The sequence below is a fragment of the Micromonospora sp. WMMD730 genome (genome assembly GCF_049178955.1).
GTDB lineage: Bacteria > Actinomycetota > Actinomycetes > Mycobacteriales > Micromonosporaceae > Micromonospora > Micromonospora wenchangensis.
In genome coordinates this window covers 3637591-3652549 of record NZ_JBMHML010000002.1, presented here as the reverse complement: position 1 = coordinate 3652549, position 14959 = coordinate 3637591, and the positions used below count along the sequence as shown (strand labels likewise).

The window sequence follows — 14959 nt, the reverse complement described above, 5'->3', positions numbered from 1 at the left end:
ACCAGCGGTCACGTCACCCGGCCCGGCCGAGGTGACATCCCGGGCGGCGCGGGTAAGCGGGCGGCCGAGCCGGAAAGGGGTCGAGCATGCAGCTGTCCTTCCTGCACCAGCTCTACGACCGTCCCGGGCCGTGGTGCTCGGTCTACCTGGACGCCTCCCGGGACACCCAGGACGCGCGTCCGGCGCTGGACCTGCGCTGGCGGGCCCTGGCCGGGCAACTCGCCGCCGACGGCGCGGACGAGCCGACCATCGCGGCGCTGGACCGCGTCGTGCGCGGCCACGACCCGCTGCCGGGCGACTACGGACTCGCCGCGTTCGCCAACCGGGGCCGGGTGGTGCTCGCCGAGTACCTCGCCGCGCCGCCCCTGCGCGACCTGGCCGCGTACGCCCCGCTGCCGCACGTCATGCCGTTGCTCGCCCAACGCGGGGAACAGGTCGCCTGGGTCCGGGTGCTCGCCGACCGGACCGGCGCGGACGCGGTCGCGGTCAGCGCCGGCGGGGTGCCCCGACGGGCCCACGTCACCGGCCGGCAGAGCTACCCGCTGCGCCGGGTGCAGCCCGGCGGCTGGTCCCAGTCCCGCTACCAGCGGGCCGCGATGGAGGCCTGGCACCACAACGCCGGGGACGCCGCCGCGGCCACCGCCGAACTGGCCGACCGGGTCGGCGCAGACGTGGTCGTGGTCGCCGGGGACGTCCGGGCCACCGGGATGATCGCCGCCCAGCTACCGGCCCGCTGGCAGGACGTGGTGGTCCGCACCGACGCCGGCTCCCGGGCCGGCGGCGCCGACCCGGCGGCGATGGACGACATCACCGTGCAGACCATCGCCGAGGTCGCCGACCAGCACGTCACCGCCACGCTGGACCGGTTCGGCACCCAGGAGGACGTGGGCGCCGGGCTGGACGCCGTGGTGGCGGCCCTGCAACGCAACCAGGTCGACACCATGCTGCTGGTCGACGACCCGTCGGCCGTCGGCGAGCTGTGGATCGGACCCCGGGCCACCGACATCGCCACCGCACCCGACCAGCTCGCCGCCGTCTCCGACCCGCAACGGGTCCGGGCCGACGCGGCCCTGGTCCGGGCGCTGGTCGGTACCGACGCCGACCTGACCGTCCTCGGCCCCGACGAGGCACCCGACCTGGCCGACGGTGTCGGCGCGGTGCTGCGCTACGTCGACCCGGCCACCCCGGGACGCGACCGTGGCTGACCGCACGGTCGCGCACCTGGTGGTGGAGCGGCTGCGGGCCTGGCGGGTGCCCCGCGCCTTCGGCTGCCCGGGGGAGGCGATCGCCCCCGTGGTCGAGGCGCTGGACGCGGCGGGCGGGGACCCGGAGTTCGTCCCCGCCCGGCACGAGGAGAGCGCCGCCTTCATGGCCACCGGGCACGCCAAGTTCACCGGCGGCATCGGGGTCTGCCTGGCCACCCAGGGCCCCAGCGCGGTGCACCTGCTCAACGGCCTGTACGACGCGAAGCTGGACAGCAAACCGGTGGTGGCGATCGTCGGCGAGGACGTCACCGGGCCGCTCGGCGAGGTGCACGAGGAGATCGGACTGACCCGGCTCTTCGGCGACGTGTGCCACCAGTTCGTCCGCTACGGGCGTACCCCGGAACAGGTGCCGGCCCTGCTCGACCAGGCGTTCCGGACGGCCGCGGCGACCCGTAGCCCGACCTGTGTGGTGCTGCCCCGGGCGTTGCAGGAGGCGGCCGTGCCGCAGCTGCAACCGCACGCGGCCGGGGTGCTCACCGCGACGCCCGGGGAACCGCTCGCCCGGGTGCTGCCGCACCAGGCGGACCTGGACGCCGCCGCGGCGCTGCTCACCGTCGGCCACCGGGTGGCGATCCTGGTCGGGCAGGGCGGCCGGGGCGCGGCGGACCAGATCGTGGCGCTGGCCGACCGGCTGGGTGCCGGGGTGGCCGCCTCGCTGCTGGGCAAGCCGGTGCTCGACGAGCGGCTGCCGTTCCACACCGGGGTGCTCGGCGAGGTCGGTTCCACGGCCGCCGCGCAGCTCATGGGCGGCGCGGACACCCTGCTGATGGTGGGCACGAACGACCCGTGGACCGACTACCTCCCGATGCCCGGCCAGGCCCGCACCATCCAGATCGACATCGACGGGCGACGCATCGGCACCCGGTACCCGGTGGACGTGCCGCTGGTCGGCGACGCCACCGAGACCCTGCGCGCGCTGCTGGGCCAGGTCGCCGACCGCCCCGACCGGCAGTGGCGGGCCACCGTCGAGGGCGCCGTCGACAGGTGGCGCGCGGAGGCCGCCGGGCACGCCGCCCTACCGGCCGAACCGGTCAACCCGCAACTGGTCCTGCGGGAGCTGTCGGCCCGGCTGCCGTACGCCGCGTCGGTCGCCGTCGACGTCGGTTCGGTGCTCTCCTGGTACGCCCGCCACCTGCAACTGCCGCCCGGGGTCGACGCGCAGCTCTGCGGTGCCCTCGGCTCACTCGGCTGCGCCCTGCCGTACGCGCTCGCCGCTAAGCTCGCCCGCCCGGACGTCCCGGTGCTCGCCCTGCTCGGCGACGCCGCGATGCAGCTCAACGGGCTCGCCGAGCTGATCACCGTGGCCCACCGCTGGCAGGACTGGGCCGATCCCCGGCTGGTGGTGCTGGTGCTCAACAACCGCGACCACTCCGGGCTCGGCGACGGCCGCTGGACGCCGGGCGTGGCCGGTCGGCGCGCCGACGTGCCGTACGCCGGCTGGGCCCGGCTGCTCGGCCTGCACGGCGTCCGGGTGGACCGGCCGGAGCTGGTGGGTGCCGCCTGGGACGAGGCGCTGGCCGCCGACCGGCCGTGCGTGCTGGAGGCGGTGGTGGACCCGGCGGTGGCCCCGACCGCGCCGGAGCTGGCCCTGGCCGACCTGCGGAGTCTCGTCGCCGACGGGGACGCCACCCGACGCATCCGGGACCGGATGATGGCGGCCGAGCGGCAGATCGTCGAGGCCGAGGACCTCGTTTAGCGCCGCAGCCCCAGGGCATCCCTGAGCTCAGCATTCACCAGGGAGGCGCGATGTCCGTACCCACCGACCGCCGTTACGGTCCGGCGTCGCTGCCGACGCCACGCGGCCCGGTCTCCGGCGCGCTGGTGGCGGCGTTGCACCGGCCGCCGCACGACCTGCCGGCCGGGCTCGCCGGGGCGCTGGCCGGCGACGTCGGCGACGGCCACCCGGACCCGCTGACCGACGAGGACCGGCAGCTCACCCTCTTCCTCTGCTATGAACTGCACTACCGGGGCTGGGCCGGGGTCGACGAGGACTGGGAGTGGCAGCCGTCCCTGCTGGCGCTGCGCGCCGCGGCCGAGCGGCCGTTCGAGGCGGCGGTGCGGCGGCTGGTCGGCCCGCAGCCGACGGTGCTGCCGGCCGGCGTGCCCGCCGCGCTGGCCGCCCTGGTCGCCGCCGCCGACGGACCGTCGCTGGCCCGGACCCTGCACCGGCAGGCCACCCTGGCCCAGTTTCGCGAGTTCGTCACCCACCGCTCGATCTACCACCTGCGCGAGGCCGACCCGCACAGCTGGGCCCTGCCCCGCCTCGGCGGACCGGCCAAGGCCGCCCTGGTCGAGATCCAGATGGACGAGTACGGCAACGGCCGGTGCGACCGGATGCACGCCGAACTGTTCCGGGTGACCCTGGGCCGGCTCGGCCTGGACACCGACTACGCCGCCCACCTGGACCGGGTGCCGGCGGTCACGCTGGCCGTCAACAACCTGATCTCGCTGTTCGGTCTGCACCGGCGGCTGCGCGGCGCGCTGCTGGGCCACCTGGCCGCCTACGAGATGACCTCCTCGCTGCCCAACCGCCGCTACGGCAACGGGCTGCGCCGCCTGGGCCTGGACGAGGCGGCCACCCGCTTCTACGACGAGCACGTGGAGGCCGACGCGGTGCACGAGCAGATCGCCGCGCACGACCTGTGCGGCGGCCTGGTCCGCACCGAACCGGCCCTCGCCGGCGACGTCCTGTTCGGGGCCGCCGCCGCGCTGGCCACCGACCGGCTCTTCGCCGTCCACCTGCTGGACAGTTGGGCCGCGGGCACGTCCTCGCTACGCCTGCGAGCGGAAACCGACGGCCCGGTGGGTGCCGTCGCAGAACGGTTTGCGACCCGAACGCCCGCAGCGGCATAGCGCCACCGCGCCCCGGCGGGTCTCGATGGCCCGCCCGTCGGGGGTCACCAGCGCGAAGTCGCCCCGGACCAGCAGCGGGCCGTCCGGATAGGCGGTGATGGTGGCCGCCGCGTCGGCGGTCTGTTCGGGCTCGGCGCTCATCGTCCGGATTTGCCCCGCCCGGTCCCCGCGAAACCCGCACCGGCCCGGCTGGGCGGTCACCGACCGGCGGGCACCGGTAGGGCGTACCGGCGGGCGGGGCGGGATCGCCCCCGTCGGGACGCGATGCCCCGTTTAGACCCCGAAGGGGCGGGAAGCCGGGCCGCGTGGTGAGCGAACGAGGCGGGGTGGAGCCGGTGCGGACCGTACCGGCCGGGCCGACGGCCCAGGGTGCGGGACTGGCCGGCGACCGGGTCGTCACGGCCGGCAGCACCGCGCGGGTGCTGGTCGCCGCGGCCGCCCGCGCGCTGCGCGGGGTGGACTGCGCCGACCTGGGGCATGCGCCGTCGTCGTCACCGTTCACCGGGGCGCGCAACGCCGGCCGGGTGGCGCTCACCGCCGCCCAGGCCGCCGAGGTGGACGGGGAACGGGTGGCCGGTTGGATCGTCGACCAGTATCCCCGGGAGCGGTATCCGGCGGTGGTGCTGGGCGCGCCGCACGCCGCCGCCGTGCACCTGGCCGTGGCGCTCGGGGTGCCCTGGCTACCCACCGGCTTCGAGATGACCGCGCACTGGACGCACGGCGCGGTGGATCGTCCCGCCGCCGCGCTCGACCAGGGGGCCGCGTTCGCCGCCCGCATCCTCGCCGGCAACCCCGGGCTGCACGTCCGTCAGGTGCACTGCCCGGCGAGCCGGGGCGCGCTGGCCGGTACAGCGATCACCCTGGTGGGCCGCTTTCGGGCGCTGCCGGTGGGGTACGCCCGGTTCCTGGCCGACCGGCTGGCCGACCGGGCGGCGCTGCTGCTGGTCGACGACGCGCGCCGCTGGCCGGTGTCCGACTCCGGGCAGGGGCACAGCTTCCAGCTCGGCTGCCCGGCCAGCGGCCTGCGGCCGGTGGACTTCCACCCGGGCTCGCCCGCCCTGCGTCAGGTGTTGCGGGCCGCCGGGGCGACCGGGGACGGGTGGGAACCGCCGCCGGTCACCGCCGCCGGGGAGTCCGCCGAACACGGGGTGGAGCCGGGGTTCGTCCGCGCGCTGGGGCACTGGGCCGGCGGCCGGGGCCACGAGCTGCGTCAGGTGCGGGTGCCGTACCCGGGGGCGCTCAGCGCGGCCACCGCCGACCTGTACCGCCGGTGGCTGCGCCGGGCCGGCAAGACGGGCGACCGGTTGGTGGTGGAGTGCGGTCGGGTGTTCGATCCGTGGCAGGTGGTGCGGGCGGGGCTGGTGCCGTACTGGTGCGAGAACGCGACCCGGGGCAGCGTCGAGGAGGTGGAGTGGTGGCTCGCCGGCAGCGAGCCGTTCAGTTCGGTGGACGTGCTGCCCGAGTCGCCGGGGTTGCGGTCGCCGGCCGTGGCGGGGCTGCCGCAGTGGCTGGCGGTGGCGGCGTTCGGCCGTCGCCGCCGGGCCCTGGACCGGACCGCCGCCCGGGGCTACCCGGTGGCGTCGGTGGCCACCCGGCGGGCCACCGAGGTGCTGCGCGGCCAGCCGTACGACCTGCCGACGCCGCCGCCGCTGAGCGTCGGTGACGCGCTGGCCGGGCTCCGCGAGGCGGGCGCGCCACTGGGGCTCACCGTGTCCTGACCGGCCCCGGTCCCACGGCGCGGCCGGGCCGAAGACGGCCGGCCGGTCGCCCGGAAAGGGGACGCCGGGGGTGTCCGCGCCGCCCGGCCGGACCCGGCACGCCGAAACATCCTCGCGAACCCGGGGACGCGTGATTGAGTACCTGGGGAGCGGGAGGACCGCCCGCCGCGACGGTTCGCCGCGTGGCGACCGGTCGTCGCCCGCCCGCGTCCGGTGATCCCGGCGCGGCACGTGAAACCCCACTTCCGACCCGGTGCGTGGTGCCACCACGCGCCCGACCGGCCCGATCCGGGCGGGGGACCTTCCTGAGGGAGGCGCGGATGTTCGGACAGACCACCACGACCACACCACCTCCGACCGAGCGGGGCCTGGAGGACCTGGACGCCGCCGCACTGGCGTACGCCGCGCGGATCGCCGGCCTGCCACCGGAGCGCCGGGGGGAGGCCCGTGAGGACCTAGTCCGGTTCGCCCTGCCGTTCGCCGGCCGGCTGGCCCGCCGCTACCGGGGGCGGGGTGAACCGTTGGAGGACCTGGAGCAGGTGGCCCGGCTCGGCCTGGTCAACGCCGTCGACCGCTACGACCCCGAGCGGGGTTCGTTCACCGCGTACGCGGCGATCACCATCGTCGGGGAGATCAAGCGGCACTTCCGGGACCGCACCTGGGGGGTGCACGTGCCCCGCCGGCTGCGGGACCTGATCCTGGAGGTCGGACAGGCCACCTCGGCGTTGACCAGTGAGCTGTCCCGCGCGCCGAGCGTGGCCGAGCTGGCGGCCCGGCTGGAGACGCCCGAGGAGGAGATCCTCGCCGCCCTGGAGTCGGCGGCCGGCTACAGCCCCGCCTCGCTCAACGCGCCGGTCGGCGGGGAGAGCTCCGCCGAGTTCGGTGACCTGGTCGGCGAGTCGGACAACGCGTTGGAGTCGGTGGACGACCGGGTGACGGTCAGCGGGCTGCTGCACCGGCTGCCCTGGCGGGAGCGGCGCATCCTGGCGATGCGCTTCTACGGCAACCAGACCCAGGCGGAGATCGCCGCCCGGTTCGGCATCTCCCAGATGCACGTGTCCCGGCTGCTGTCGCGGGCGTTGACCTGGCTGCGTCAGGCGATGCTCGCCGACACCCCGCCGCCGTGGTGCAACGGCGCCGCCGAGGCGGACACCGGCCGGAACCGGATCGCGGTCAAACGCACCGCGGAGCGGACGGTCGTCGAGGTCGGGGGCGAGATCGACCGCGACGGCGCGGACCAGTTGCGCCGGATGATGCTGGAGGCGGTCGCCGGGCAGCCCCGCGAACTGGTGGTGGACCTGGACGGCGCGGGCGGCGTGGACGCCGGTGGCATCGCCGCGCTGGTGGCCGGCCGGGACGCCGCCCTGCGCACCGGGGTGCCGCTGCGGCTGACCCGGGTCCAGCCGGCGGTACGCCGTTCGCTGGCCGCCGCCGGCCTGCCCGCCACCGTGGACGCCTGACCCCGGCTCCGGTCGGCGGAAGGACGAACGTCGGGCCGGCACCCCCGCACGGGGGTGCCGGCCCGAGAGCCGTCCCGGGTCAGCGTCGTCCGGGGTCGTCGTCGTCCGTGCCGTGCGGGTGCCGCCACCGTTCGGGGGTGTCGGGGTTCGCGCCACCCGGGCCGTCGTCCTGCGGGGCGTCGGAGTGCGCGAAGCCGGGGCGGCGGACCTGCTCCGGTTCGGGCACCACCACCGGGCGGGCGCCCGACTGCGGGGCGGGCTGGTACTCCACCGCCTCCCGGGCCCCGTGCGCGCCCTCGGCCGCCGGCGACTCGGGGACGTGCCGTTCGTGGCGCAGCTCGTCGTGCAACTCCTGCGGCGGCCGGGTGGTGCGTTGCGGCAGGTCCCGGCCGAGGTCGGCGACGAGCGGGCCGTACTTGGCGTCGAAGGCGGGGCGTTCGGAGCGGATCCGGGGCATCCGGTCGAAGTTGCGCAACGGCGGCGGGCAGGTGGTGGCCCACTCCAGGGAGTTGCCGAACCCCCACGGGTCGTCAACGGTCACCAACGCGCCGTACCGCCAGGATTTCCACACGTTGTAGAGGAAGAACAGGGTGGACGCGCCGAGCACGAACGAGCCGACCGTGGAGATCATGTTGAGCATGGTGAAGCCGTCGCCGGGCAGGTAGTCGGCGTACCGGCGGGGCATCCCCTCGTCGCCCAGCCAGTGCTGCACCAGGAAGGTGGCGTGGAAGCCGACGAACATGGTCCAGAAGTGCAGCTTGCCGAGCCGTTCGTCGAGCAGTCGGCCGGTCATCTTGGGAAACCAGAAGTACACCCCGCCGAAGGCGGCGAAGACGATGGTGCCGAACAGCACGTAGTGAAAGTGCGCCACCACGAAGTACGAGTCGGTGACGTGGAAGTCCACCGGCGGGCTGGCCAGCAGCACCCCGGTGAGGCCGCCGAGCAGGAAGGTCACCAGGAACCCGATGGCGAACAGCATCGGCGTCTCGAAGGTGAGCTGCCCCTTCCACATGGTGCCGATCCAGTTGAAGAACTTCACCCCGGTGGGCACCGCGATCAGGTAACTGAGGAAACTGAAGAACGGCAGCAGCACCTGGCCGGTGGCGAACATGTGGTGCGCCCACACGGTCATCGACAGCACGGTGATCGCGACCGTGGCCAGCACCAGCCCGGTGTAACCGAAGATCGGCTTGCGGCTGAACACCGGGATGATCTCGGTGATGATGCCGAAGAACGGCAGCGCCACGATGTAGACCTCGGGATGGCCGAAGAACCAGAACAGGTGCTGCCACAGCATCGGCCCGCCGGTGCCCGCGTCGTAGACGTGCGCGTCGAGCAGCCGGTCCGCCCCCAGCGCCAGCAGCGCGGCGGCCAGCAGCGGGAAGACCAGGATCACCAGGACGGCGGTGAGCAGCATGTTCCACGTGAAGATCGGCATCCGGAACATGGTCATGCCGGGGGCGCGCAGGGTCAGCGTGGTGGTGATCAGGTTGACCGCGCCGAGGATGGTGCCCAGTCCGGAGACGACCAGCCCGACCACCCACAGGTTCGCCCCGACGCCGGGGGAGTGGGTCGTGTCACTGAGCGGGTTGTACGCCGTCCAGCCGAAGTCGGCCGCGCCGCCGGGGGTGAGGTAGCCGCCGACGACCATGGTCCCGCCGAACAGGTACAGCCAGTACGCGAACGCGTTGAGCCGGGGGAACGCCACGTCCGGGGCGCCGATCTGCAACGGGACGATGTAGTTGCCGAAGGCGAACACCAGCGGGGTGGCGAAGAGCAGCAGCATGATCGTGCCGTGCATGGTGAACGCCTGGTTGTACTGCTCGGGGGAGAGGAACTGCATTCCCGGCCGGGCAAGCTCGGCCCGGATGAGCAGGGCCAGCACCCCGCCGATCAGGAAGAACACGAACGACGTGGCCAGGTAGAGCAGGCCGATCTGCTTGGCGTCGGTGGTGCCGAGCAGCCGGAGCAGCTTGTTGCCGGGCAGCGCCGGGCGGACCGGCCCGGGAAAGCCGCCGAACCGGGCCGGGGCGAGGATGGCCGGCCCCCGGTCTCGTGCGGGCTCCGTGGTTACCCGTCTGGGCATGGCTCTCTCACCCCGTCGTGACGACAGAAAGGACGGGCGCGACTACCCGCCCTCCGCCCATGTAACCAGGCGACAGGGGGAATTTCGGTCAATTCGCCGGCAGGAGTGCCCACACCACCTTGCCGTCGGCCAGCGGGGAGCTGCCCCAGCGCTGCGCCATCTCCCGGATCAGCAGCAGCCCCCGGCCCCCCTCGGCGGACAGGTCCGGACTGGCCGCGCGGGCCGCCGTCCGGCTGCCGTCGGCCACGGCCACCCGCAGGTACGGCTGGTGCAGGGTCAACGTGATCCGCATCGGGGTGTGGGCGTGCCGGACCACGTTGCCGACCAGCTCGCTGAGCACCAGCGACGCCGGCTCCACCAGGTGCGGCACGTTCCACCGGGAACACGCGTCGCCGACCAGCTCACGGGCCCGCCGGCAGGCCCCCGCCGCCGGCTCCAACCGGGCCCGCAACCGGGGCGCGGCGCTCGCCCCGGCCCACCGGGTGGCCTCCGCGCAGTCCTGCCGCACCGGCACCACCCGGCAGGTGGTGGAGGTGGCCAACCAGGCCGCGGCGTCCGGCGGGGGAGAGCAGAGCACCATCGGCACGGCCGGCCAGTCGGCGGCCTGCCGGGCGGTGGCGGCGAACACCGACAGCGCCAGCCGGTCGGCGACGGTCACCCCGCCCAGGTCGACCACCAGCGCGTCCGGCAGCGTGGTCAGGCAGCGGTCCAACACGGTGTGCACGGTGCGCATGGTGCCCAGGTCGAGCGCGCCGGCGAGGCGTACGACGGTCACCGGTGACGCGTCGCTGACCTCGCAGGTGATCCGGCTGACCATCGGCCCCTCGATTCCGTTCGTGGTGCTGGGGAGAACCGCCAGGTACCCGGGGCCCGGTGGGACGAAACCGGGACCGTGGGCGGTGTCGCCCACGGTCCCGGTGCCGGGCCGTCCCGGGCCCGGCCGGCTCAGGCGGCCCGCAGCTCGGGCACCCGGGCGGCGGCGCGGACCGTCTCGTAGAGGGCGACGTAGCGCTGCGCCATCACCGCCGGGGTGAACCGGGCGGCGGCCTCCCGGCGGCACTCGTCGGGGTCGAGCCGTCGCGCCGCCAGCAGCAGCTCACCCAGCTCGTCCTCGTCGTCGGTGAGCAGGCCGGTCCGCCCGTGGTCGACCAACTCGGGCAGGCAGCCCCGGGCGGTCGCCACCACCGGCGTGCCCAGCGCCAGCGACTCCACCACGGCCGTCCCGCCGGGCTCCTCCCACCGCAGCGGGAACAGCGCCGCCCGCGCTCCGGCCAGCAGGTCGTCGCGTTCCCGACCGGCCACGGTGCCGACCCAGCGGACCAGGTCCCCGTCGACGTGCGGGGCGACCTCGTCGTAGAAGAACCGCACGTCCGGGTTCTGCCGGGCCCCGTCGCCCGCCGCCGCCAGGTCCGCGGGCCGGTGGTAGGGCCCGACCGGGCCGGCGAGCACCAGTGGCACCCCGGTGCGCCGGGCCAGCCGGGCACCGACGTCCTGCCCCTTGCCCGGGTTGATCCGGCCCAGGATGACCGTGTGGTCGCCCTTCACCGGCCGGGGCGCCCGGTCGGCGTGCACCGCCAGCGGGGTCGCCAGGTGCACATGCCCGACCGCGTGCTCGCGCAGCGCCCGGGGCGCGCGGGCCAACTGGGCGGCGGAGACGCCGTTGACCCGTACCCGCGCCCCACCGTCGAGGGTGCCGTACAGCTCGGGGTGCTTGGCGAGGTCCCAGTGCAGGGTGTGCAGCACCGGCGGGGCGTCCGGCCCCATCGCCGCCAGGGTGGCCAGCCCGACCGCCTCCACGTGGTCGTGCACCAGATCGACGTCGTCGCGGCCGTGCAGTTGCCGGACCACCCCGGCCAGGTGTGCCTGGGCCACCCCGCACACCTGGTTGTACGGCCGTTGCAGCGCCGCGAACTGCCCGTCGTCGAAGACCGAGAACTTCTCGTCCACCGGCAGGGTGCTCGACCCCACCGAGGCGAGCACCACCCGCACCCCGAGCCGGCGCAGTTCCGGCACCAGGGTGGCGACGACGTTCTCGATGCCGCCGTAGCCGGGTGGCGGCACGGACAGCCACGGGCCGGCGTTCATCAGCACGGTGAGGCTCATGGTCGGGACTTCCTCTCGGGACGGACGGGGTCCCGGGCGGGTCTCGACCCCGCGCGTCGGGTGGCGCAGCCGCCGGCGCGACGCCTCGTCACGCGGCGACCCGCCGGCGCGGCAGCCGGGGCCGCAGCTCGGCCAGGGGCGGGCGTTCCTGCACCGAGACGTCGTTGACGACGACCTCCCGGTCGAGATTCGGCAGCGCCTCCGAGCCGCCCCGACGGAACTGGGTGAGCAGCGCACCCGGGCTGGTGCCCGGGGCGGCCCAGCCCCGCCGCTGCAACCGCGCCCAGGCGGTGTGCATGATCTGCGCGGACATCCGGCCCAGGGCCGCGGTGTCCTGGTGCCGGTGCTTGCGCTCGCCCAGGTCGACCTGGGCCAGCGCGTCCAGGCCGACCAGTTCCAGCAGGTCGATCAGCATGGCCGTCTCGACCCCGTAACCGGTGACGAACGGCACCCGCTCCAGCACCTCGCGCCGGCCGGCGTACTCGCCCGCGAGGGGCTGCACGAAACCGGCCAGCTCCGGCCAGAACAGGTTCAGCAGCGGCCGGGCCATCAGCTCCGTCACCCGCCCGCCGCCGTCGGTCTCCACGCTGGTCGCGCCGACCAGCGGCCGGTGGTAGAAGCCCTTCACGAACTCCACCGACGGGTCGACCAGCAGCGGGCCGATCAGCCCGGTCACGAAGTGCGGCCGGAACTCCCGCAGGTCGGCGTCGACGAACGCGACGACGTCACCCTCGGCGGCGGCCAGGCCGGCCCAGAGCGCGTCGCCCTTGCCGGTCAGCCGGGGCAGCCCCCGGGTCATCTCGTCCTGGCCGACCACCTCCGCGCCGGCGGCCCGGGCCACCTGCGCGGTGCGGTCGGTCGACCGCGAGTCGACCACGATCAACTCGTCGACCAGGGGGACGCGGTCCATCAGGTGTTCCCGGATCGTCGAGACGATCGCCCCGACGGTGGCTTCCTCGTTTCGGGCGGGCAGCACCACGCTGACCCGGTTCTCCCCCTTGGCTCTGATCAGCCGTCGCGTGGGCCAGTCCTGCGCCGACGTCGTCCGGTAGGTGGCCCATGCCTCCACGACAGGGGAGACGATCGGTTCTGTGTCCCGCACTGGCAAACCCCCAGATCCATGGCGGAAAACGCAGACTTGGTTTTCCCGTCTCTGCACATTCGTTAACTGGATATTCCCTAACAGCTTGATCACGGCGGCTCCACCGGCCGGTTCCCGGCAGATGAACGCTGTGTTGCGGTGACCGACGGGGTTTCGCCCCGCCGCGCCGGGGCAGTGCTGTGCGCGGTGGTGGTTGACCGCGTCGAGAGGGCCGAGGGTATGCGTACGTGTCGGGTGGGGCTGGTCGGGGCCGGTGGGGTGGCGCAACGTCACGCCCGCGTGCTGGGGAGTTTCGCCGACGTCGAACTGGTCGGGGTCACCGACGTGACCCGGTCCGCCGCCGCCCGGCTGGCCGACACGCACTCCACCCGGGCCTTCGCCGACGTCGACGACCTGCTGGCCGCCGGCCCCGACGCGGTCTACGTCTGCGTGCCGCCGTTCGCCCACGGGCCGGTGGAGGAGGCCGTCATCGCCGCCGGGGTGCCGATGTTCGTGGAGAAGCCGGTCGCGGTCGACCTGGACACCGCCGAACGGATCGCCGCCCTGGTCGAGCAGCGGCGACTGCTCACCGCCGTCGGGCACCACTGGCGCTACCTGCACGTGGTGTCGCAGGCCCGTGAACTGCTCGCCGACCGTCCGGTGCGGATGGTCAACGGGGCCTGGCTGGACAAGGTGCCCCCGGTGGCCTGGTGGGCGGTGCGGGACCGCTCCGGCGGCCCGGTGGTCGAGCAGGCCGCCCACGTCCTGGACCTGACCCGGGTGCTGGTCGGCGAGGCCGTCGAGGTGACCGCCTACGGCGACGGCAACCCACCCCCGGTCGACGACGCCGACATCGACTCGGTGACCGCCGCCACGCTGCGCTTCGCCTCCGGCGCGGTGGGCACCCTCGCCGCCGCCTGCGTGCTCGGCTGGAAGCACCGGGCCGGACTGGAGATCCTCGCCGACGGGCTGGCCCTCTCGCTGACCGAGGACGGCCTGACCGTCCGGGACACCGACGGGGAACGCCACCTCCCGGCCGATCCCGACGCCGCCCGGGTCGCCGTCGACCGGGCCTTCGTCGACGCGGTGACCGGGGTCGGCGACGACATCCGGGTGCCGTACGCGGAGGCGCTGCGCACCCAACGCCTGGCGGTCGCGCTCGCGCAGAGCGCCCGGACCGGTCGCGGCGTCAGCCTGCCCACCGGCCCGGCCGCGCTCACGCCGACCACCGACGGCCGGCCCGGCGCGCCCACGGGGGTGGGCGTCGATGCGTGACACGGTGGTCGTGGTCGACGGCCCGGGGCGCGTCGCGTTGGCCGAGCAGGACGCCGGTGAGCTGCGCGAGGGCATGATCCGGGTGCGGACCCGCTACAGCGGGGTCTCCGCCGGGACGGAGCTGAGCTTCGTCAAGGGCACCAACCCCCACCTCACCGTCACCTTCGACCCCGGCCTCGGCCTGTTCCGGCCGGGCACCGCCGGCACCCCGTACCCGGTCACCCGGCTCGGCTACATGCAGGTCGCCGAGGTGGTGCAGAGCCGCACCCCGGCGATCGCCGTCGGCACCGTCGGCGCGATGACGTACGGCCACCGCAGCGGGTACGTCGCCGACCCGCTCGCCGAACGGTTCGTGCCGCTGCCCGACGACCTCGACCCGATGCTCGGCGTCTACGTGGCGCACATGGGCCCGATCTGCGCCAACGGGCTGCTGCACGCCGCCGCCGACCTGTACGGCGCCGGCGTGCGCACCCTCGGCGACGGGGTGCGCGGCCGACGGGTGGCGGTCGTCGGCGGCGGCGTGGTCGCCCTGCTCACCGCCCTGTTCGCCCGCCGTCACGAGGCCGCCTCGGTGGTGGTGGTCGACCCCACGCCGCAGCGCCGGCAGGTCGCCGAGGCCCTCGGGCTGGAGACCCTGGACCCGAGCGCCGACGACGCGGCGGTGGTGCTCAAGACGCGGTGGAACCACGGCGCCGGGGACCGGGGGGCCGACGTGGTGTTCCAGTGCCGGGGCCAGGACCACGCGCTGCACCTGGCGCTGCGCCTGCTGCGCCCCCAGGGCACGGTGGTCGACCTGGCCTTCTACCCGGGCGGCGCGGACGCCGTCCGGCTCGGCGAGGAGTTCCACCACAACGGGCTGACGCTGCGCTGCGCCCAGATCGGCCGGGTGCCGCGCGGTCTCGCCCCGACCTGGGACCGGGAACGGCTCTCCGCCGAGACGATCGACCTGCTGCGCCGGCACGGCGACCTGGTCCGCGCGCACCTGATCTCGGCCGTGGTCCCGTTCGCGGACGCCCCCGCGCTCCTCACCGACCTGGCCGGACGCCGCCGCCACGAACTCCAGGTCGTCCTCACCCCCTGAGCCCGGCGGGACCGGCCGCACCCCGGCCGGCGGGCCG

The 14959-nt window shown here is 75.0% G+C and carries 12 protein-coding genes; 7 read left to right on the top strand and 5 right to left on the bottom strand.

The annotated features are described in order from the left end of the window. The first annotated feature begins 86 nt into the window (after positions 1 to 86). From ACN265_RS16040 to ACN265_RS16030, 3 genes are read left to right on the top strand one after another with little or no spacing between them, the layout of a single operon-like run. Positions 87 to 1205, top strand: coding sequence for a Vms1/Ankzf1 family peptidyl-tRNA hydrolase (locus ACN265_RS16040; protein WP_421408410.1), 1119 nt, complete (start codon positions 87 to 89; stop codon positions 1203 to 1205). Then, entirely contained in the window at positions 1198 to 2961 is a 1764-nt protein-coding gene (locus ACN265_RS16035; RefSeq protein ID WP_421408409.1) for a thiamine pyrophosphate-binding protein, read from the top strand. Before ACN265_RS16040 ends, ACN265_RS16035 begins: the two co-directional genes overlap by 8 nt. A 50-nt stretch (positions 2962 to 3011) precedes the next feature. Next, positions 3012 to 4118 (top strand): iron-containing redox enzyme family protein, encoded by a 1107-nt coding sequence (locus ACN265_RS16030; RefSeq protein WP_421408408.1) that lies wholly within the window; start codon positions 3012 to 3014, stop codon positions 4116 to 4118. On the opposite strand, the gene ACN265_RS16025 is transcribed toward ACN265_RS16030, so the two are convergent. Further along, positions 4038 to 4259 (bottom strand): CDGSH iron-sulfur domain-containing protein, encoded by a 222-nt coding sequence (locus ACN265_RS16025; RefSeq protein ID WP_363654360.1) that lies wholly within the window; start codon positions 4257 to 4259, stop codon positions 4038 to 4040. The genes ACN265_RS16030 and ACN265_RS16025 overlap by 81 nt on opposite strands. Positions 4260 to 4453: 194 nt before the next feature. Here ACN265_RS16025 and ACN265_RS16020 point away from each other — a divergent pair, with 194 nt between their 5' ends. Together ACN265_RS16020 and ACN265_RS16015 are read left to right on the top strand one after the other, a co-directional pair. Continuing rightward, positions 4454 to 5836, top strand: coding sequence for a hypothetical protein (locus ACN265_RS16020; RefSeq protein ID WP_421408407.1), 1383 nt, complete (start codon positions 4454 to 4456; stop codon positions 5834 to 5836). A gap of 320 nt (positions 5837 to 6156) precedes the next feature. Then, a complete protein-coding gene (locus ACN265_RS16015) occupies positions 6157 to 7296 on the top strand; it encodes a SigB/SigF/SigG family RNA polymerase sigma factor (protein ID WP_420117596.1) in 1140 nt (379 codons plus the stop codon). Positions 7297 to 7375: 79 nt separating this feature from the next. On the opposite strand, the gene ctaD is transcribed toward ACN265_RS16015, so the two are convergent. From ctaD to ACN265_RS15995, 4 genes are all read right to left on the bottom strand, one after another. Beyond that, positions 7376 to 9382, bottom strand: a complete 2007-nt coding sequence (ctaD, locus tag ACN265_RS16010; RefSeq protein ID WP_421408406.1) for a cytochrome c oxidase subunit I — start codon at positions 9380 to 9382, stop codon at positions 7376 to 7378. 88 nt (positions 9383 to 9470) lie between these two features. After that, positions 9471 to 10199: an ATP-binding protein gene (locus ACN265_RS16005; protein ID WP_204924537.1), complete on the bottom strand. Its 729-nt coding sequence runs from the start codon at positions 10197 to 10199 to the stop codon at positions 9471 to 9473. 128 nt (positions 10200 to 10327) lie between these two features. Further along, positions 10328 to 11485 carry a glycosyltransferase gene (locus ACN265_RS16000; protein ID WP_421408405.1) on the bottom strand — a complete coding sequence of 386 codons (1158 nt, stop codon included), beginning with the start codon at positions 11483 to 11485 and terminating at the stop codon, positions 10328 to 10330. Positions 11486 to 11573: 88 nt separating this feature from the next. Beyond that, complete coding sequence (locus tag ACN265_RS15995; protein ID WP_307826132.1) at positions 11574 to 12554, bottom strand: glucosyl-3-phosphoglycerate synthase; 981 nt, start codon at positions 12552 to 12554, stop codon at positions 11574 to 11576. Positions 12555 to 12806: 252 nt separating this feature from the next. On the opposite strand from ACN265_RS15995, the gene ACN265_RS15990 reads away from it, so the two are divergent. Beyond that, positions 12807 to 13841 carry a Gfo/Idh/MocA family protein gene (locus ACN265_RS15990; RefSeq protein WP_421408404.1) on the top strand — a complete coding sequence of 345 codons (1035 nt, stop codon included), beginning with the start codon at positions 12807 to 12809 and terminating at the stop codon, positions 13839 to 13841. Continuing rightward, positions 13834 to 14922, top strand: coding sequence for a zinc-dependent alcohol dehydrogenase (locus ACN265_RS15985; RefSeq protein WP_421408403.1), 1089 nt, complete (start codon positions 13834 to 13836; stop codon positions 14920 to 14922). Before ACN265_RS15990 ends, ACN265_RS15985 begins: the two co-directional genes overlap by 8 nt. The last annotated feature ends 37 nt before the right edge of the window (positions 14923 to 14959 follow it).